Annotated in this window: 16 protein-coding genes and 1 tRNA gene; 10 read left to right on the top strand and 7 right to left on the bottom strand. The window is 63.9% G+C overall.

The annotated features are described in order from the left end of the window. Window positions 1-55: 55 nt before the first annotated feature. Window positions 56-640, top strand: a complete 585-nt coding sequence (locus HU738_RS25060; protein WP_186604774.1) for a D-Ala-D-Ala carboxypeptidase family metallohydrolase — start codon at window positions 56-58, stop codon at window positions 638-640. Between the two features lie 97 nt (window positions 641-737). Here HU738_RS25060 and HU738_RS25055 read toward each other — a convergent pair. Both HU738_RS25055 and HU738_RS25050 read right to left on the bottom strand, forming a co-directional pair. Further along, window positions 738-814, bottom strand: a tRNA-Met gene (locus HU738_RS25055). Window positions 815-909: 95 nt separating this feature from the next. Continuing rightward, window positions 910-1,833, bottom strand: a complete 924-nt coding sequence (locus tag HU738_RS25050) for a FecR family protein (protein ID WP_186604787.1) — start codon at window positions 1,831-1,833, stop codon at window positions 910-912. Window positions 1,834-2,021: 188 nt separating this feature from the next. On the opposite strand from HU738_RS25050, the gene HU738_RS25045 reads away from it, so the two are divergent. From HU738_RS25045 to HU738_RS25020, 6 genes are all read left to right on the top strand, one after another. After that, a complete protein-coding gene (locus HU738_RS25045) occupies window positions 2,022-3,233 on the top strand; it encodes an MFS transporter (protein ID WP_176506900.1) in 1,212 nt (403 codons plus the stop codon). A 101-nt stretch (window positions 3,234-3,334) separates the two neighbouring features. Then, complete coding sequence (locus tag HU738_RS25040) at window positions 3,335-3,478, top strand: hypothetical protein (protein ID WP_176506899.1); 144 nt, start codon at window positions 3,335-3,337, stop codon at window positions 3,476-3,478. A gap of 88 nt (window positions 3,479-3,566) precedes the next feature. After that, the gene (locus tag HU738_RS25035; protein WP_186604773.1) at window positions 3,567-4,727 is read left to right on the top strand and encodes an MFS transporter; all 1,161 of its coding nucleotides are present in this window, start codon (window positions 3,567-3,569) and stop codon (window positions 4,725-4,727) included. Window positions 4,728-4,810: 83 nt separating this feature from the next. Beyond that, a complete protein-coding gene (locus tag HU738_RS25030) occupies window positions 4,811-5,437 on the top strand; it encodes a DNA-3-methyladenine glycosylase family protein (RefSeq protein ID WP_186604771.1) in 627 nt (208 codons plus the stop codon). A gap of 98 nt (window positions 5,438-5,535) precedes the next feature. After that, window positions 5,536-6,588 (top strand): bifunctional DNA-binding transcriptional regulator/O6-methylguanine-DNA methyltransferase Ada, encoded by a 1,053-nt coding sequence (gene ada, locus HU738_RS25025; protein ID WP_176506896.1) that lies wholly within the window; start codon window positions 5,536-5,538, stop codon window positions 6,586-6,588. Between the two features lie 56 nt (window positions 6,589-6,644). Next, window positions 6,645-9,047 (top strand): DUF3772 domain-containing protein, encoded by a 2,403-nt coding sequence (locus tag HU738_RS25020; protein ID WP_186604769.1) that lies wholly within the window; start codon window positions 6,645-6,647, stop codon window positions 9,045-9,047. A gap of 31 nt (window positions 9,048-9,078) precedes the next feature. On the opposite strand, the gene HU738_RS25015 is transcribed toward HU738_RS25020, so the two are convergent. The 5 genes from HU738_RS25015 to HU738_RS24995 all read right to left on the bottom strand — a co-directional run bounded on the left by HU738_RS25015 (window position 9,079) and on the right by HU738_RS24995 (window position 14,866). Further along, window positions 9,079-10,296 carry a DUF3422 domain-containing protein gene (locus HU738_RS25015; RefSeq protein ID WP_186604767.1) on the bottom strand — a complete coding sequence of 406 codons (1,218 nt, stop codon included), beginning with the start codon at window positions 10,294-10,296 and terminating at the stop codon, window positions 9,079-9,081. A 398-nt stretch (window positions 10,297-10,694) separates the two neighbouring features. Further along, a complete protein-coding gene (locus HU738_RS25010) occupies window positions 10,695-10,961 on the bottom strand; it encodes a hypothetical protein (protein ID WP_186604765.1) in 267 nt (88 codons plus the stop codon). A gap of 477 nt (window positions 10,962-11,438) precedes the next feature. Next, the gene (locus HU738_RS25005; RefSeq protein ID WP_186604763.1) at window positions 11,439-12,869 is read right to left on the bottom strand and encodes an aldehyde dehydrogenase family protein; all 1,431 of its coding nucleotides are present in this window, start codon (window positions 12,867-12,869) and stop codon (window positions 11,439-11,441) included. A gap of 13 nt (window positions 12,870-12,882) precedes the next feature. After that, the gene (locus HU738_RS25000) at window positions 12,883-14,382 is read right to left on the bottom strand and encodes a purine-cytosine permease family protein (RefSeq protein ID WP_176506890.1); all 1,500 of its coding nucleotides are present in this window, start codon (window positions 14,380-14,382) and stop codon (window positions 12,883-12,885) included. 94 nt (window positions 14,383-14,476) lie between these two features. Next, window positions 14,477-14,866 (bottom strand): YybH family protein, encoded by a 390-nt coding sequence (locus tag HU738_RS24995; protein ID WP_186604761.1) that lies wholly within the window; start codon window positions 14,864-14,866, stop codon window positions 14,477-14,479. Window positions 14,867-15,091: 225 nt separating this feature from the next. Here HU738_RS24995 and ycaC point away from each other — a divergent pair, with 225 nt between their 5' ends. The 3 genes from ycaC to HU738_RS24980 all read left to right on the top strand — a co-directional run bounded on the left by ycaC (window position 15,092) and on the right by HU738_RS24980 (window position 17,850). Further along, window positions 15,092-15,712 (top strand): isochorismate family cysteine hydrolase YcaC, encoded by a 621-nt coding sequence (ycaC, locus tag HU738_RS24990; protein ID WP_186604759.1) that lies wholly within the window; start codon window positions 15,092-15,094, stop codon window positions 15,710-15,712. A gap of 95 nt (window positions 15,713-15,807) precedes the next feature. Continuing rightward, complete coding sequence (gene ppk2, locus HU738_RS24985) at window positions 15,808-16,626, top strand: polyphosphate kinase 2 (protein WP_186604757.1); 819 nt, start codon at window positions 15,808-15,810, stop codon at window positions 16,624-16,626. Between the two features lie 33 nt (window positions 16,627-16,659). Then, complete coding sequence (locus HU738_RS24980) at window positions 16,660-17,850, top strand: monovalent cation:proton antiporter-2 (CPA2) family protein (protein ID WP_186604755.1); 1,191 nt, start codon at window positions 16,660-16,662, stop codon at window positions 17,848-17,850. Window positions 17,851-17,881 lie beyond the last annotated feature (31 nt).

Below are 17,881 nucleotides of genomic sequence, written 5' to 3'. Positions count from 1 at the left end.
GTCAGTGGCCGCCCGATTTGACGGCCGCGCTCATACTGGGGCAGGGAGCATGGGAATGAGAAGAGCGAGCCGGCTGCTATTGGTTGCAGGTGTGCTGTCGAGCACAGGGCTGCTGGCAGACGAGCGCGACGTGTGGATGTTCGCGCAATGGGCTGGTGATCATCAAACCCGGCCGTTTCGCGAGATGCTGGTGGATGCGCGCCTCTATGGTGTGGTGCCCATTCATCAGCTGCTGCGTTCGGCTTCGGACTGGAAACTGTGCCATGCCTCGCCGTTTGCGGTGCCGCCGGCCAACAACTGGCCGGCAGTGCGTTCCACGTTGTCGTTGGTCAATACCCTCGGCGGGCAAGGTATCTTGCGCCAGTTCGAAGTGGTGTCGGCCTATCGCAATCCCGACCTCAATCGCTGCGCGGGCGGTGCCGTGGGCAGTGCCCATACCCGCGCTTTCGCGGTCGATATCCTACTGCCGGCCTGGGCCGACCCCAATCCGCTGTGCCACTTCTGGCAGCAGCATGGCCAAGCCTGGAACATGGGGCTGGGGCGCTATCCCAGCGGGCGCATCCACATCGATACTGCGGGGTATCGCACCTGGGGTGGTGATGGCGGACCAGGCTCGTCGTTCTGCAGCAAGCCCAGGTGACAGTTTGGCCGTGGCGATCGCCGGGGTGCGCTGATGGGCTGGACTTTTCTACAGGCAAAAGAAAAGGGCTTACCTTGCGGTAAGCCCTTTTCAAGTTTGGTGGCTACACAGGGACTTGAACCCCGGACCCCAGCATTATGAATGCTATGCTCTAACCAACTGAGCTATGTAGCCGATGGGGCGCATTATTCCCTTGTGATGGACCTGTGTCAACACTCATTTCAAAAAAAAATTGCACGCTTTCAAAAACTTAGCGACCGACCTCGGTTTCAGCGGACGATCAGCCACTGCCCAAGCACGCCGTACAGCTGCAAATCCTCCTCAGCAGCCAGTCCCGCGAGGGTTTCGCCTGGACGATCGAGATTGAAGTTGCCCGTCACGCGTCGATGGGCCGCCTGTTCATCCATCAGCCAGACCCGCCGGCCCTGATAGCTGGCCAGGCGCTCGATAAGTTGCCCCAGAGGCATGTCGATGGCCTCGATACGGCCAAAGCGCCACGCATCCACGTTCTTCTCGTCGACTTTCTGCACGGGGTGGATCCGCGCATCGGTGAAGGTTACCCGTTCGCCCGCTGACACCATGCGCTGCTCACCGCCCTGGGTGACCAGCGCTTTGCCATTGAGCACCACCAGTTCATCTTGATCGGCATGCCGCGCCACCATCAGGCGGGTGCCGTACACCTGGATACGGGCATCCTCGACCTGAACTTCCATGGCGCGGCCATCGAGTACCAGCTCCAGATACACCTGGCCTTGTACCAGGTGCAGTTGGCGCGTGCGCCCGCGCAGGTCGACATTGACTGCGCTGGCGCTGTCCAGGTGCAACGCCGAACCGTCGGCCAGGCGCACGCTGCGGCGCTCGCCCACGTCAGTGGCCAGTTCGCTGGCCAAGCGTTGCATCAGTGGCCAGTAAAGACAGGCAAAAGCGCTGAGCAACAGCAGGAACAGCACGCCGAATGCCGTGCCCATGTAACTGCGGCGGACCGTGAGCAAACGTGGCCGCAGCCGGGCAGCGGGCACCTGAAGTTGCTGCCAGCACGCTTCCAGTTCGGCATAAGCATGCGCGTTTTGGGGCTCCTGGCACCAGCGGCCGAATGCCTGGCGTTCGCCTTCATCGCAGCCGGGCTGGCGCAGGCGGGAAAACCACTCCAGCGCTTCCTGCTGAGGATCGGCCTGAAGCGGCGTGGCGGGCATCGGGCTCATGATCGGGGTGCTCGCGTGAGGGCTGCTACGCCCAACGATTACGGGGAGGATAGGCCGAAGATGCTAAATATATTGAGAACCATTTACAAGTGCGCCTGTCCGGTAAATAAAAAAGCTAGCTATGTATCTATTTGTTTCCTGATAATCGGATGCCAAACCTGCGGACGGAATTCAAGCTCATGGCCATCAGCAGCACTCCCACTGCCAGCACCGGTTCGGCGACCCAAGCCAATCCGCTGGTGATGCGCATCATCGCTTTCTGCGCCCTGGCGCACCTGATCAACGACCTGATCCAGTCGGTGTTGCCGGCGATCTACCCGATGCTCAAGGCCAACTACGACCTGAGCTTCGCCCAGATCGGCATGATCACCCTGACCTTTCAGATCACCGCCTCGTTGCTGCAACCCTGGGTGGGCTTTTTCACCGATCGCAGACCTACGCCCAACCTGTTGCCGCTGGGTACCCTGTGCACCCTGGTGGGGATCGTCATGCTGGCCTTCGTTGGCAGCTTCCCGATGATCTTGCTGGCTTCGGCACTGGTCGGCATCGGTTCCTCGACCTTCCACCCGGAGACCTCGCGGATCGCGCGGCTGGCCTCGGGTGGCCGTTTTGGCCTGGCGCAGTCGACGTTCCAGGTTGGCGGCAACACCGGTTCTGCCTTCGGCCCGTTGCTGGCGGCGGCCATCGTGATTCCATTCGGCCAGACTCACGTAGCCTGGTTTGGCGTGGCGGCGCTGTTCTTCTTTGCCGTGACCCTGATGCTGCGCCGCTGGTACAAGCAACACCTTGACCAGGCCAAGGCACGCAAGGCGCTGCAGGCCAGCCACGGCATCTCGCGCGGGCGGGTGATCGCGGCGCTGATCGTGCTCGGGCTGCTGGTGTTCTCCAAGTACTTCTACATGGCCAGCTTCACCAGCTACTTCACTTTCTACCTGATCGAGAAGTTCGACCTGTCGGTAGCCAGCTCGCAGCTGCACTTGTTCCTGTTCCTCGGCGCGGTGGCGGCGGGTACCTTCTTTGGCGGGCCGATCGGTGACCGCATTGGGCGCAAGGCGGTGATCTGGTTCTCGATCCTCGGAGTGGCGCCGTTCACCCTGGCATTACCGTATGCCGACCTGTTCTGGACGACCGTGCTCAGCGTGGTGATCGGTTTCATTCTGGCCTCGGCGTTTTCCGCGATCGTGGTGTATGCCCAGGAGTTGGTGCCCGGCAGTGTGGGCATGATTGCCGGTATCTTCTTCGGCCTGATGTTCGGCTTTGGCGGGATTGGTGCGGCGCTGCTGGGGTACCTGGCTGACCTGCGTGGCATCGAGTATGTGTACGGGCTGTGCTCGTTCCTGCCTTTGTTCGGCCTGTTGGCGGTGTTTCTGCCAAATACGGGTAAGCGCTGACAGGGCCGGGGGCTGCGAGCAGCCCCGGGCAATTGACGACTTGGTCAGGCTTGGCCTAGAGTGCCGCCTCTCTTTTTCACACCTGCGTAGTAGCCACAGCAATGCGCCGTAGCCAATCCCTCCCACACACCCGCCAGCCTGCTCTGCAGGCCATGCGTCGTGCGTGGCCGAGCGATACGGTGCTCAAGCGTCGCCGCAGTGTGCTGTTCGCCTTCACCTTCTCGCCACACCCAGCCCTGAACTGACACCCAGCGCCTCTGCGTCGTCCGCCTTCCCGGCGAGCGTATGGGCGCCTGTATCTGCACGTCTTTTCAGTTTTGCCTGGAGTGGTACATGAACATGCGTTTGCTGGCGGGCCTTCTGTTCGCCGTATCGGTAGTGGGCTTCAGCCTGGGGGCCAGCCTGCCGCTGGTGTCGTTGCGCCTGCACGAGGCCGGGGCCGGGACCTTGGAAATCGGCATCATCTCGGCCATCCCGGCTGCGGGCATGATGCTTTCGGCGTTCATGGTCGATGCCTGCTGCCGGCACCTGACCCGGCGCACCATCTACCTGCTGTGCTTCAGCCTGTGCACCGTGAGCATCGCCCTGCTTGATTCGGCGTTCGATACGCTGTGGCTGCTGGCCGTGCTGCGCCTGGGCCTGGGCATTGGCATGGGCATTGCGATCATCCTCGGCGAGTCCTGGGTCAACGAGCTGTGCCCGGACCACAACCGCGGCAAGATCATGGCCCTGTACGCCACCAGCTTCACCGGTTTCCAGGTACTTGGCCCGGCACTGATCGCGTTGATTGGCGCCGATAGCCCCTGGATCATTGGCGTGGTTACCCTTGGCTATGGCCTGGCCTTGCTGTGCATTCTGCTGACCGTGCCCAACGACCATGTCGAACATGGCGACGAGGGCGAGAAGAGCTTCGGCCTGGCCGGCTTCTTCCGGGTGGCACCGGCGCTGTGCGTGGCGGTGCTGTTCTTCTCGTTCTTCGATGCCGTGGTGCTGTCGCTGCTGCCGGTGTACGCCAGCAGCCATGGTTTTGCCGTGGCCGTGGCGGCGCTGATGGTGACCGTGGTGTTTGCCGGCGACATGCTGTTCCAGCTGCCGTTGGGCTGGCTGGCCGACCGCGTCGAGCGCACCGGGCTGCACCTGGTGTGCGGGCTGGTGGCGATGGCCATCGGCATCGCCCTGCCATGGCTGCTGCAGGTGGCCTGGCTGCTGTGGCCGATGCTGGTGCTGCTGGGCGCGGTGGCGGGCGGTATCTACACCCTGGCGCTGGTGCTGATCGGGCAACGCTTCAAAGGGCAGGACCTGGTCACGGCAAATGCCAGCGTGGGGCTGTTGTGGGGCGTCGGCAGCCTGGTCGGGCCGCTGATGAGCGGGGCGGCGATGGATGTGGCGCCGCATGGCTTGCCGATGGCGCTGGCGCTGATGGCAGGGCTGTTCGTGTGCTGTGCCCGGCAATCGTACCGCCGGGTGGGGAAGTTGCGCGCCGTTGCAGACTGAGGAATTGGTGGCGCAAGATCCGGCGTTTGCCCGATCAGTGGCTGGGCTAAGCTGGACCTGCCTTGACGCCACAGGAGCTACGGATGATTCTCGCCGACCTTTCTCCCGCCGCCTACCGTGAAGCCACCGACTACCTGGCAGCGCTGGACCCTGACTGGGCGCGGCACATCGAGGTGACCGGGCCCTGCCTGCACCAGGCGACGCCAGGGCGCGAGCCTTATGAAGTGTTGGTGCGGGCGATTGCCTATCAGCAGTTGCATGCGCGGGCGGCCGAGGCGATCCTCGGGAGGTTGCTGGCGCTGTTCCCTGGGCAGGCGTTTCCGGCGCCGGAACAACTGCTGGCGGTCAGCCCCGAGGTGATGCGCGGTTGCGGCTTTTCGGCGAGCAAGCTGGCGACCATCCAGGGTATCGCCCAGGCCAGCCTGGAGGGTGTGGTGCCCAGTCGTGAGGAGGCCTTGGGCTTATCGGACGATGCATTGATCCAGCGGCTCATCGCTTTGCGTGGCGTCGGGCGCTGGACCGTGGAGATGCTGTTGATCTACAGCCTGGAGCGCTCGGATATCCTGCCGGTGGACGATTTTGGCGTGCGCGAGGGGTATCGTCGGCTCAAGGGGCTGGAAAAGGCTCCAACCCCGGCGCAGATGCGCTCGCTGGGTGGTGGCTGGAGCCCGTATCGGACAGTGGCGGCCTGGTACCTGTGGCGGGCCTGATCACTTTGCCTTGGCTTTGCCGGCCCTTTCGCGGCGGTTGCGCAGGCATGTCCGCGAAGCGGCCGTAACCGATGAAACAGATAGCCGAGGTTGACCGGATGAATGCCTTCACCACTGAAACCCAGCGCTGGCAAGCCGTCGAGTCCCGTGACACCTCTGCCGCCGGCCACTTCGTCTACGCCGTGCGCACCACTGGCGTGTACTGCCACCCCGGCTGCAAATCGCGCATGGCCAAGCGCGACAACGTCGAGTTCTTCAATGACGCCGCCAGCGCCGAAGCCGCCGGCTACCGTGCCTGCCGGCGCTGCATGGCCAAGCCGGGCGAAAGCCGTCGCGCTGACCTGATTGCCCGCGCCTGCCGCCTGTTGGAAAGCAGCGACACCCCGCCCGGCCTCGACCAGCTCGGCGCGCAACTGGCCGTAAGCCCCTTCCATCTGCACCGCCTGTTCAAGGCCGAAACCGGCCTCACCCCCAAGGCCTATGCCAGCGCCTTTCGCGCCAGGCGTCTGCGCGAGAGGCTGGGCGACGGGCAACGTACGGTGACCGATGCGATCTATGACGCCGGCTACAACTCCAACAGCCGTTTCTACCAAAGCGCTGACCAGCGCCTGGGCATGCGCCCCCGCGAGTACCGGGCAGGCGGCGCCGGAGCGACCATCCACTTCGCCATCGGTCAGTGCTCCCTCGGGGCGATTCTGGTGGCCCAGAGCGAGAAGGGCATTTGCGCGATCCTGCTGGGTGATGACCCCGAGGCGTTGCTTGAGCAGTTGGAAAATCAGTTCCCCAAAGCCCGCCTCATCGGTGGCGATGCCGGCTACGAGCGGCTGGTCGCCGAAGTGGTCGGCTTTGTCGAAGCGCCGGCACTGGGGCTGAGCCTGCCACTGGATGTGCAAGGTACCGCCTTTCAGGAGCGGGTCTGGCAGGCCTTGCGCGAGGTGCCGGTGGGCGGCCGGGTCAGCTATACCGAGATCGCCGAACGCATCGGCGCACCCAAGGCGGTGCGGGCCGTGGCCATGGCCTGCGCGGCCAATCACATCGCCGTGGCCATTCCTTGCCACCGTGTGGTGCGCCGTGACGGCGACATCAGCGGCTACCGTTGGGGGGTTGAGCGCAAACGGCAACTGCTGGCGCGAGAAACGGCACTCTCCTGATTGCCGGAAGCCGCGTAGAATCCCCCGCCAGTTCGATGTGTAAAGAGGAACATTCGATGAGGCGTGTCAGCCTTGCCCGATTCTACCTGGGCGTCATGGCCCTGCTGCTGTCGCTGACCACGCCGGCCTGGTCGGCACCGGCCACGCCGGTTTCCAGCCTGGCAGCGGCGGAAGTACCGGTGCTGGACGAAAATGCCAGCTACGAGCAACTGAGCGATCGGCTCGACCAGATCCGCCAGGGCGTTACCAGCAATGCCAACGACGACCTGCTGTCGCAGTTGCGCCTGTCCGCCGTGCAGGTACAACGCCAGGCCGAAGCGTTGAGTGCCTTGCGCAGTGCAGATGTTGAAAAGCTCGACGACAAGCTCAAGGTGCTCGGCCCGGTGCAGCCGGAAGAAGCCGAAGTGCTGACCCGTCAGCGCCAGCAGTTGGCTGACGAGAAAAAGGCGTTGGTTGCCGAGCAGGAACAGGCAGCCAAGTTGACTCAATCGGCCCGCGACCTGTCCACGCAAATCGTCAACCTGCGCCGTAGCCAGTTCAACTCGCAAATCCTCAGCCGAGCCACGACGCCGTTGAGCCCGGCGTTCTGGCAGAGCCTGATCCGCCCCACCTCGGACGACGTAGCGCGCTTGCGCGATCTGCGCGAGGAGGCCACCGATGCTGTCGGCAGTGCCTTGAGTGCCGAACATCGCTGGTTCTTCATCACCAGCCTGGTGGCGGCGATCCTGGTATGGACTGTGGTGCGCGGGCTGTTGGAGCGTATGCTGGCCAGCATCATGGTGCACCGCCTGCCAGAAGGCCGCTTGCGGCGCAGCGCCCTGGCCCTGAGCGTGAGCCTGGCTACCCTGGGCACCATCTCCGGTTCCGTTTCGCTGCTGCGCTGGGGCCTGGAAAGCAGCTCGGAGCTCGGCTCCGACGTCGCTAGCCTGACCAATCACTTCCTCACCCTGGTGGTGTTCAGCGCCTTCATCACTGGCCTGGGCCGCGCCATGCTGATGCTGCAGCGTCCGTCCTGGCGCCTGCCGCCGATTCACGACGAAGTGGCCAGCGCCCTTGGCTGGTTCCCCAAGCTGTTGGCGCTGGCGCTGATGGTCATGCTGACCATGGAGCGCATCAACAGCGTGATCGGCACCAGCCTGGCGCTGACCGTGGCCACCAATGGCCTGACCGCGCTGGTGGTGGCAGCGATCTTCACGGTGGCACTGCTGCGCTACCGCCGCACCCTGAGAAAGCACAACCTGGAGCGCCCGGCTGGCTGGGCCGGGCTGATCCCGTTCGTGACCGTGGTGTGGGTCGGGCTGATCGTGCTGGCACTGCTCGCTGGCTACCTGACCCTGGCCTACTTCCTCACGGCCAAGCTGTTGTGGATCAGCGTGGTGGCGGTGTGTGCCTACCTGCTCACCACGTTCCTCAGCGACCTCTGCGAAGCCCTGCTGTCGCCTCGCCAACCGGGCGGTCTGGCACTCGCCTCGACCCTGGGCCTGGCGCCACGCCACCAGGCCCAGGCCAGCACCATCCTTGTTGGTATCAGCCGCACGGTGCTGTTGTTCCTGGCAATCCTGCTGGCGCTGATGCCGTCGGGCACCAGCCCCGGCGAGCTGCTGCTGAGCCTGGGTGACTGGGACGGCACCGGTGGCAAGTTGCTCGGCAACCTCAACATCGTGCCGCAGGACATCCTGCTGGCGGTGCTGATCTTGTTCGGCGGCCTGTTCGCCATCCGCGTGGTGAAGCGCTGGCTGAGCGAGCGACTGCTGCCGGAAACCGACATGGACGCCGGCATGCGCGCCTCGCTGGTGACCTTGGTCGGTTACCTCGGCTTCATTTTCCTGGCCATGCTGGTGATGTCGACCCTGCACATCAACCTGACCAGCCTGACCTGGGTGGTCAGTGCGCTGTCGGTCGGTATCGGTTTCGGCTTGCAGCAGATTGTGCAGAACTTCATTTCGGGCCTGATCCTGCTCACCGAACGCCCGGTCAAGGTGGGCGACTGGGTGAGCCTGGCCGGGGTCGAAGGCGATATCCGCCGGATCAACGTGCGCGCCACCGAGATCCAGATGTCCGACCGTTCCACGGTGATCGTGCCCAACTCGCAATTCATCTCGCAGAACGTGCGCAACGTGACCATGGGCAATGCCCTGGGCGTGGTGGGTATCACCCTGACCTTGCCATTGGAGACCGATGCCAACCTTGTACGTGATCTGCTGTTGGCGGCCTATCGCGAGCATGAGGCAATCCTCGATGCACCAGCTTGCTCGGTGACCTTCAAGGACCTGACTTCCGCAGGCATGGTCATTGGTGTGAGTGGCTATGTGGCGGGGCCGCGGCAGGTGTCGGGCGCCCGTAGCGACTTGCTGTTCACCATTCTTGGCCGCCTGCGCGATGAAGGCATTGCCCTGTCTTCGCCGCAGAGCATGGTGCTGGTGCAGGAAGGCTCGCGCCCGGCTGACGCGTCGGTGTGAATAGTCGGGGGCGCACAGCGCGCCCCCGCATTCAGTGCTGCTTGGCCTGCCTGATTCGCATCAGAATCACCAGCAGTACCAGCAGCACCGGGGGAGCCATTCCCATTAGCGCATCCCGTGCCGTCAACCCCATCCCCAGCACATTCAGCCCGCCATACAGCAGCTTGAACAGGTTCAGCAGGTAATAGGTGATGGCGATGATCGATAACCCCTCCACCGCCCGCTGAATCTTTACTTGGGCATCGGCACGGGCATTGAGGCTGCGCAAGATCCCGGCATTCTGCTCTTCCATCTCCACCTGCACCCGCGCCTGCAGCAGGTCGCCCAGGTTGGCGACGTTCTTCGCCAGTTGCTCCAGCCGCTGCTCAGTGGCCGCGCAATAACGTACGGTCGGCTTGAAGCGGCGTTCGATGAACACCCCCAGACGCTGGCAATCACCGACATGGCTCTCGCGCAGTTCGCCCAGCCGTTCGAACACCAGCTGCGCATAGGCCTGGGTGGCACCGAAGCGATGACGGGTCTTCACCGTGCGGCTGACCACCTGGCGCGACAGGTGGGCGATGGCTTCGAGCAAAGCCTTGGAATCATGGCCATCACCGCCGGCGCTGCGTTCCGACAGTTGCACCAGGGTCTTGTCGAAGCCATCCAGTTCCTGGCTCAGGGCCTTGGCCGTGGTCAGGGTCAGCGAAGCCATCATGCGGTAGGTCTCGATCTCCAGCAGACGGCGGATCATCCGGCCTTGGCGGTAGGCATTGAGGCGCCGGTTGATGAACAGGAAGCGGTTGGTGCCATCCTCGGTCAGGCGAAAATCGCTCCACACCACTGCATCGCCACCGCCGACGCAAGAGCCGCACGGGTCCTTGAAACCGTAGTGGGGCAGGTCGAGGCCCTGTTCGTCGCGCACCAGCACTTGCACGGCGTTGATCACCTGGGCCGCCTGCGGCGCGATGGCCTCGGCCAGCACCGGCGGTAGCGCCTGCCATTCGGTGTCGGCGGCAGAGCATGGCACCACCAGGGTCAGGGTGAAGAACTCGGTGTGCCGTTCCCACTTGAACGGGTGGCCATCCAGGCGGGTGATGCCCTGGGCGGCCTCGGCGTCGATCGCATTCGGGCAGCAGCGTTGCAGCAGCGCGGCGCAAGCGGCATCGCCGCCGAGCAGTGCCAGGTGGAAGACATGCGCCGGGCCGTCGAAATACAGCGACGGGCGGGCGTGCAACTCGTTGTGCAAGGCGGTGCGTTGAGGGTGCATGGTGGTCCGGCCTGGTGTTGTGATTGTGGGGGTACCAGGGAGTGGGACTTCGGGAGGGGGAGGGAAAGTCACTGGGTCGCCGTATGTTCGCCTTGAATGTTTCAGCGCCTATGAGATCGAGCGCCGCCCGCGCGGCGCATCGCGGATAAATCCGCTCCTACATCTGTTTCGGGCCAGTCTGTCCTGTGCCAGTCAGGCTGCCCGCCTTGGTGCATGACTGAAGACAGGTGGAGCAGCATCAGCGCCCACCGAGATGCATCGCCATGCCAACAAGGCGGTCCCTGTTGGCTTCACAGGAAAGATTGGCCCGAAACAGATGTAGGAGCGGATTTATCCGCGATGCGCCGCGCGGGCGGCGCTCGATCTCATAAGCGACAAAGATGTTGTGGCGGGCAGCTTCAATGCCAGGTGATTTCCCCTACATCCCGCAATAGGACTAGCTCATTCAACGCCCTGGCCATCTGCACGTTGTGCACGGTGTTGACCAACATCCCGATGCCAGGCTCGCCGGCATTGCCGCAGATGTATTCGTCCAGTGTGTCTTCGATGCCGCGCAGCAATTGGGAAACGTACAATAGGGCCTCGGGCGAGGGCATGTCGTTGTTGATTGTGTAGAACGCGCGGGGAGAGGTTTTGGCGGGTGGATCGGGGACTACTTTTTTCATTGCATGACTCTCTCTATTCGTCTCGAAAGAGCCACCGCCAACATTCCTCTCACGGAATGAGGGTGGCAGCCGTACGCGGGGTGAGAGTCCGGTAGAGTCAGCAAAACCCGGCCAGGCTAAAAGCCTGCCCGCGTACAGCCGCCATAGCAGCACTGATTCTCTAATCAAGCTGGGCTCTCACACCCAATCGCCTGTTTGTGGCGACACGGGGAAATTAGCCCTGATGCTTAACATCGACAACAGAGAAACGGCAGCGCAGTGCGTAGGATAATTCCCAAGCAGGTTGCTCTTGAAGCATTTGGTTTCAGGTTGGGAATTTTCTTACGAGGGGAATGCTTGGGGATGTATGGCTGGGGATTGGGGGAGGGCCGCCATGTGTTCGCCATGAGAAGTTCAGCGCCTATGAGATCGAGCGCCGCCCGCGCGGCGCTCGATCTCACAGGCGCTGAAAATCTTGTGGCAAGCACCTGCCGGCCATCACCCCAAACACCGAGTCACATGCTTCACCGACTGGTACCCCGACAACCCCCAAGGCCCCAGCTCCCGCCCAATGCCGCTGCCCTTGGTGCCGCCCCAAGACGTCTCGACGAACACCGCCTGCACCGAGTTGATCCACACATGCCCGACTTCCAGCGCATCGGCCACGCGCTCGGCGCGTTCCAGGTCGGCGGAGCAGACCGTGGCGACCAGCCCGAAGCGGCTGTCGTTGGCCTCGGCAATGGCCTGCGCTTCAGTGGCAAAACGACGCGCGCACAGCACCGGGCCAAAGATCTCCTCGCTCCACAGGCGGCTGTCCTTCGGCACATCGGTGTACAGCGTCGGGCTCACGAACCAGCCCTCACGGTCCAGCGCCTGCCCACCGGCCAGGCACTGCAGGCCCTCTTCGCGTGCTGTCGCGAAGTAGCTGGCAACCTTCAGCCACTGCGCCTGGCTGGTCAGCGGCCCCATGTCGACTTCTTCGGTCAGCGGGTTACCGACTCGCAGTTTTTGCAATGCAGCTTGCAGGCGCGGCAGCAATGTGTCGGCAATGCCGTCCTGCACCAGCAGGCGCGAGGTGGCCGAGCACATCTGCCCGGCGTTCCAGGTGATACCGGCAACAATCCATTCCACCGCCTGGTCCGGGTCGCAATCGTCGAACACCACGATTGCCGACTTGCCACCGAGCTCCAGGGTCACTGGCCGGCACTGTGCCGAAGCGCTGCGCATCACCTGGCTGCCGACGCTGTTGCTGCCGGTGAACGACAGCTTGTCGAGGCCGTTGTGGCTGCTCAGCGCAGCGCCGGTCTCGGCCTTGCCGTTGACGATGTTCAGCACACCGGCTGGCAGGCCCAGGGCGTCGGCGATCTGGCCGTAGGTCTGCTCGATCAGCGGGGTGACTTCCGACGGCTTGAGCACCACGGTGCAACCGGCTGCCAGGGCCGGGGCGAGCTTCCAGGCGCTGGTCACCAGCGGGAAGTTCCACGGTACGATCAGGCCGACCACGCCCACCGGCTCCAGGCGGGTGCGGGCGGTGTAGCCCGCTGCCGCCAATGGCACGTCACGGTTCTTCGAGGGCAGTTGTTCGGCCAACTCGGCATAGTAGGCGAAGGTGGCGATCGCATCATCCAGGTCGATCTCGGCCTCGTGCCGCGGCTTGCCGTTGTTGCGCATCTGCAAGGTGATCAGTGCTTCGCGGCGCTCGCCGAGCTGTTCGGCAAAGCCGCGCAGGAAGGCCGCACGCGTGCTGGCGCTGACCTTTTTCCAGGCAGGCAGGGCGTCACGGGCGGCGGCCACGGCCTGGTCGACCTGGGCCACGCTGGCGGCCATCAGTTCGGCGAAGGGCAAGCCCAGCGCAGGCTCGCTGACGCTGATGCAGTCGCTGCCGTGGCCTTCGACCCAGCGGCCGGCAATGTAGTGGGAAGTGGTCATGGTCGGTATCCAGTCAGGCCATTTCGGCGGTGGTCACCGGCGTGTGCGGGGCGCTTTTGCAGCGCACCCAGCGCGGGCCGTTGGGGCCATACACGCCAGCAGGTTCAGGGAACAGGTTGAGCAGCAGCAGGTACAGCACGCCGGCCAGGCCCAGGGTGACCGGCAGGCTCAGGTCGATACCACCGGCCAGGTCGCCGAGCGGGCCGACGAACTGCCCTGGCAAGTTGACGAAGCACAGGCCGACCACCGCGCTGGGGATCCAGGCGCCCATGCCGCGCCAGTTCCAGCCATGCAGGAACCAGTAGTGGCCGCCACGCTGGCCGCGGGTGAACACCTGCAGGTCGTCTGCGTGGTAGAAGCCGCGGCGGGTGATCAGGCCGAGGATCATGATCACCATCCAGGGGCTAGTGCAGGTGATGATCAGCACGGCGAAGGTCGACACGCTTTGCACCAGGTTGAACGTGAAGCGGCCGATGAAGATGAACGCGATGGCCAGTACGCCAATCAACAAGGTGGCACCGGCGCGGCTGAGCAGGCGTGGGAACACGCTGGACATGTCCAGGCCGGTGCCATATAGCGCGGTGGTGCCGGTGGACATGCCGCCGATCACCGCAATCAGGCACACCGGCAGGAAGAACCAGCTCGGCGCCACGGCCAGCAGGCCGCCGACGTAGTTGTTGGCGGCGATGTAGTCAGGCGCCTGGGTGGCCACCAGGGTGGCGGTGCACAGGCCGAACAGGAACGGGATCAGCGTGGCCACCTGGGCGGCGATAACGGCCAGCATGATGCGTGACTTTGGCGTCTGCCGCGGGATGTAGCGCGACCAGTCACCGAGGAAGGCACCGAACGACACCGGGTTGCTCATGGCCAGGATCGCCGCGCCGACGAATGCCGCCCAAAAGCCCGGCTGGCTGAGGCTGACGCTACCGGCGAAGCCCGCGTCGAACGGCCCGGCGAAGGCGAAGATGCCCAGCAGGAACAGCAGGCTCGAAGCCCACACGGCAATCTTGTTGACCCACAGCATGAAGCGGAAGCCAAAGATGCACACCACCAGCACCAGCACCGCGAACAGGCCATAGGCCAGGCCCAGGGTCAGGTCGGTCTCCGGCAGCCCGGCCAGGCGTTTGGCGCCGCCAACCAAGGCATCACCCGAGCTCCACACCGACAGCGAAAAGAACGCCACGGCGGTGAGCAGTGACAGGAACGAGCCGACGATGCGCCCGTGCACGCCAAAGTGCGCGCCCGACGACACCGCGTTGTTGGTGCCGTTGAGGGCACCGAACAGGCCCATCGGCGCGAGGATCAGCGCACCGACGCCGACGCCGAGCAGGATCGCCCAGACGCCGGCCTGGAACGATAGCCCGAACAGCACCGGGAAGCTGCCCAGTACGGCAGTCGCGAAGGTATTGGCACCGCCGAAGATCAGGCGGAACAGGTCCAGCGGGGAGGCGTCGCGTTGATCGTCGGGGATCTGCTCGACGCCGTTGGTCTCGATACCGGTCGAGTGGCTCATGGTGATGCTCCAGCGCGGTTGTTGTAGGCCCGTCGCGGTGCGCGGGCCCTCTTGTGGGTGCGATGGCAGTGCGGCAAGGCCGCGTAAGTTCGGATCAGGCGGCGGTCACGACCGACAGGTGTTCGTGGCACGCCAGCCATTGCTCGCCGTGACGGCGGAAGACGATGGTCTCGCGCTCGGCCAGCTGGTGCTCTTCACCGGCAAGACGGATGTGCGTGGCCACGTCATGCATGAAGATTGCCACGTCGCCCTGCAGGCTCACCTGCACGTTGCTCGACTCACAGCCGAGCACGGCAAAACCCTCGGCCTGCCACTGGGCCCAGAGGTCTTCATAGGCACGGCGTGACAGCAGCGGTTGCGGCAAGGTGTGGAAGAGGAAGGTGGCGTCTTCGCTGAAACAGGCGAAGTAGCGGGCGGTGTCGTTGCTGGCGAAGGCCGCGACGAGGTCGGCGGCAGCTTGCCGTACCTGGAGTGTCTGGTCCACGGGAGTGGCCTCACGGTTATTGTGATTGTGGTGAAGCGATTCTGGTGGGGGCGGGCGAGGGGAAAAATCGCGGCGGAGAAATAATTAGTTCAGGAATTTGTGAAGTGATGTCCACCGATCAAGTGACCGATCAAGTAGTCCCCCAGCGAACCGACTGACGGTCCCTCCGGCAGCCCATCCTTGCCTACGCTGAAATTCCCAACCTACGTTGCAAGGAGTTCTGTCATGGCCTTCCAATACAAGCGTCTGGACAAGAACAACGCCGCCGTCCTGCTGGTCGATCACCAGGCCGGCCTGCTTTCACTGGTGCGCGACATCGACCCCGACCGCTTCAAGAACAACGTGCTGGCCCTTGCTGACCTGGCCAAGTACTTCAAGCTGCCGACCATTCTCACCACCAGCTTCGAAACCGGCCCCAACGGCCCGCTGGTGCCCGAACTCAAAGAGCAATTCCCCGACGCCCCTTACATCGCTCGCCCGGGCAACATCAACGCCTGGGACAACGAAGACTTCGTCAAAGCCGTGAAAGCCACGGGCAAGAAGCAGCTGCTGATCGCCGGGGTGGTCACCGAGGTCTGCGTTGCCTTTCCGGCATTGTCGGCGCTGGAGGAGGGCTTCGAGGTGTTCGTGGTCACCGATGCTTCCGGTACCTTCAACGAGCTGACCCGTGATTCGGCCTGGCGGCGCATGGAGGCAGCCGGTGCCCAGCTGATGACCTGGTTCGGCGTCGCCTGCGAGCTGCACCGTGACTGGCGCAACGATATCGAAGGCCTGGGCACGCTGTTCTCCAACCACATCCCGGACTATCGCAACCTGATGACCAGCTACAACAAGCTGGCGAAATAAGGGCTGTCAGGCTGCGGCGAATTGCCTAACAAGCGAAACGGCAAAATGTCATGAATCGACCATACTGACTCTTCATTCGCCCTCAGGAGAGCGCCATGGCCAAGCCGTCCAGGAAGAAAGATACGAAAGAGCAGCCAGAAAAACTGGGCGGCAAGGCCTATGAGCAGGAACTCAAGAAACTGCACGTGGAGCTGGTGAAACTGCAGGAGTGGGTGGTGGCCAAGGGCCTGAAGGTCTGTGTCATATTCGAGGGCCGTGACGGTGCTGGCAAGGGCGGTACCATCAAGGCCATCACCGAGCGGGTGAGTCCACGGGTGTTCCGCGTGGTGGCGTTGCCGGCACCGACCGAGCGGGAAAAGACCCAGATGTACGTGCAGCGCTACCTGCGCCACCTGCCGGCCGCCGGTGAGGTGGTGATTTTCGACCGCAGCTGGTACAACCGCGCCGGAGTCGAACGGGTGATGGGGTTCTGCAGCGAAGAGCAGAGCACCAAGTTCCTCACCGTGGTGCCGCTGTTCGAGAAGATGATGGTCGAATCGGGGATCATCCTCATCAAGTACTGGCTCGAAGTCAGCGCCGAGGAGCAGACCCGGCGCCTGCAGGACCGTATCAATGACGGGCGCAAGCTGTGGAAGCTGTCGCCCATGGACCTCAAGTCGTACACCCGCTGGGACGACTACACCCGCGCACGCGACGACATGTTCGCGGCTTCCGATTCATCCTGGGCGCCGTGGTTCATGGCGCACTCCAACGACAAGCGGCGCGCCCGGCTGAACATCATCAGCCACCTGCTCTCGCGCATCCCCTACAAGGACATCACCCGCGATGAGGTGGTGAAGCTGCCCAAGCGCGGCAAGATCGGCAAATACAAGGCCGTGCCCTATCCCTTCAAAGTGGTGGAAGAACGTTTCTGATCCCTCCCGCAGGAGTTAGAAAGGGGCGCAACCATGCCACATGACGGCAGCCTGCTGCAGGCAACGGTAGTGTTTCTTCTGGCGGTGGTGCTTCTGGTACCACTGGCGCAGCGTTTGAAGATGGGGGCGGTGCCCGGCTATCTGCTGGCTGGCATTCTGATCGGGCCGTCGGTGCTGGGCCTGCTGGGCAACCCCGACAACGTTGCCCGCCTGTCGGAGATGGGTGTGGTGATGCTGCTGTTCGTGATCGGTCTGGAGCTGTCGCCGCGCCGCCTGTGGACCATGCGTAAGGCGTTGTTCGGTGTCGGCTCGTTGCAAGTAGGGCTGACAGCAGTAGCCCTTGGCCTGCTGGCGTACTTCCTGTTTGCGCAATCGAAAGCGGCTGCGATCGTGCTCGGTCTGGGGCTGGCGCTGTCATCGACGGCGTTTGGCCTGCAGGTGCTGGCCGAGCGCAAGGACCTGGGCAAGCCGCACGGTCGCCTGGCCGTCGCGATCCTGCTGTTCCAGGACATCGCCGCCATTCCCCTGATTGCCGTGGTGCCTTTGCTCGGTGGTGATGTCAGCACTGCCGACGAAGGTTCCTGGCCGCTGCTGGCCGTGGCGGCAGGCATTGGCGTGCTCATCGTCTTCGGCCGCTATCTGTTGACCCCCGTCTTCAGATGGACGGTCGGTTCCGGCTTGCCCGAACTGTCTACCGCCACCGCGTTGCTGGTGGTGCTGGGCACGGCCTGGTTGATGGAGCACGTAGGGGTCTCCATGGCCCTGGGGGCTTTCCTGGCCGGCGTGATCATGGCCGAGTCGCCCTTTCGCCACGAATTGGAAACCCAGATCGAGCCGCTCAAGGGCCTGCTGCTGGGGCTGTTCTTCGTCGGCGTCGGCATGAGCGCCGACTTGCGCCTGCTGTTCGGCATGCCCCTGATCGTCCTGGGGCTGACATTGCTGCTGGTGGCGATCAAGTTGCCCGTGCTGCTCGCCCTCGGGCAAACGGCGGGCGGCCTCAGCCGCGCCGAGGCGTTGTGCCTGGCGATCGTGCTGGCGTCTGGCGGTGAGTTTGCCTTCGTGGTGTTCAAGCTGGCGCTGGAGCATCAAGTACTGACACAACAGGTACACGACTTGCTGGTGCTTGCCATCACGCTGTCGATGGCGGTAGTGCCCCTGGTGATGATGGCCCTGGCGCGGCGGTTGCCCGACGGGGACGGCCCGGTCGGCGAGACGGGCCACTGAATCGCGCCTCGCGGGCGCACCTACTGTTCGG

The sequence above is a fragment of the Pseudomonas vlassakiae genome, assembly GCF_014269035.2.
GTDB classification, from domain to species: domain Bacteria; phylum Pseudomonadota; class Gammaproteobacteria; order Pseudomonadales; family Pseudomonadaceae; genus Aquipseudomonas; species Aquipseudomonas vlassakiae.
The sequence above is the reverse complement of the archived record's forward strand: the minus strand, read 5'-3'. Positions and strand labels throughout refer to the sequence as shown.

Excerpts from the sequence above, each read along its gene's own strand:
- HU738_RS25060 (WP_186604774.1), top strand. The coding sequence starts at position 56 with ATGAGAAGAGCGAGCCGGCTGCTATTGGTTGCAGGTGTGCTGTCGAGC.
- HU738_RS25050 (WP_186604787.1), bottom strand. The coding sequence starts at position 1,833 with ATGCCCGCCACGCCGCTTCAGGCCGATCCTCAGCAGGAAGCGCTGGAG.
- HU738_RS25045 (WP_176506900.1), top strand. The coding sequence starts at position 2,022 with ATGGCCATCAGCAGCACTCCCACTGCCAGCACCGGTTCGGCGACCCAA.
- HU738_RS25040 (WP_176506899.1), top strand. The coding sequence starts at position 3,335 with ATGCGCCGTAGCCAATCCCTCCCACACACCCGCCAGCCTGCTCTGCAG.
- HU738_RS25035 (WP_186604773.1), top strand. The coding sequence starts at position 3,567 with ATGAACATGCGTTTGCTGGCGGGCCTTCTGTTCGCCGTATCGGTAGTG.
- HU738_RS25030 (WP_186604771.1), top strand. The coding sequence starts at position 4,811 with ATGATTCTCGCCGACCTTTCTCCCGCCGCCTACCGTGAAGCCACCGAC.
- ada (WP_176506896.1), top strand. The coding sequence starts at position 5,536 with ATGAATGCCTTCACCACTGAAACCCAGCGCTGGCAAGCCGTCGAGTCC.
- HU738_RS25020 (WP_186604769.1), top strand. The coding sequence starts at position 6,645 with ATGAGGCGTGTCAGCCTTGCCCGATTCTACCTGGGCGTCATGGCCCTG.
- HU738_RS25015 (WP_186604767.1), bottom strand. The coding sequence starts at position 10,296 with ATGCACCCTCAACGCACCGCCTTGCACAACGAGTTGCACGCCCGCCCG.
- HU738_RS25010 (WP_186604765.1), bottom strand. The coding sequence starts at position 10,961 with ATGAAAAAAGTAGTCCCCGATCCACCCGCCAAAACCTCTCCCCGCGCG.
- HU738_RS25005 (WP_186604763.1), bottom strand. The coding sequence starts at position 12,869 with ATGACCACTTCCCACTACATTGCCGGCCGCTGGGTCGAAGGCCACGGC.
- HU738_RS25000 (WP_176506890.1), bottom strand. The coding sequence starts at position 14,382 with ATGAGCCACTCGACCGGTATCGAGACCAACGGCGTCGAGCAGATCCCC.
- ycaC (WP_186604759.1), top strand. The coding sequence starts at position 15,092 with ATGGCCTTCCAATACAAGCGTCTGGACAAGAACAACGCCGCCGTCCTG.
- ppk2 (WP_186604757.1), top strand. The coding sequence starts at position 15,808 with ATGGCCAAGCCGTCCAGGAAGAAAGATACGAAAGAGCAGCCAGAAAAA.
- HU738_RS24980 (WP_186604755.1), top strand. The coding sequence starts at position 16,660 with ATGCCACATGACGGCAGCCTGCTGCAGGCAACGGTAGTGTTTCTTCTG.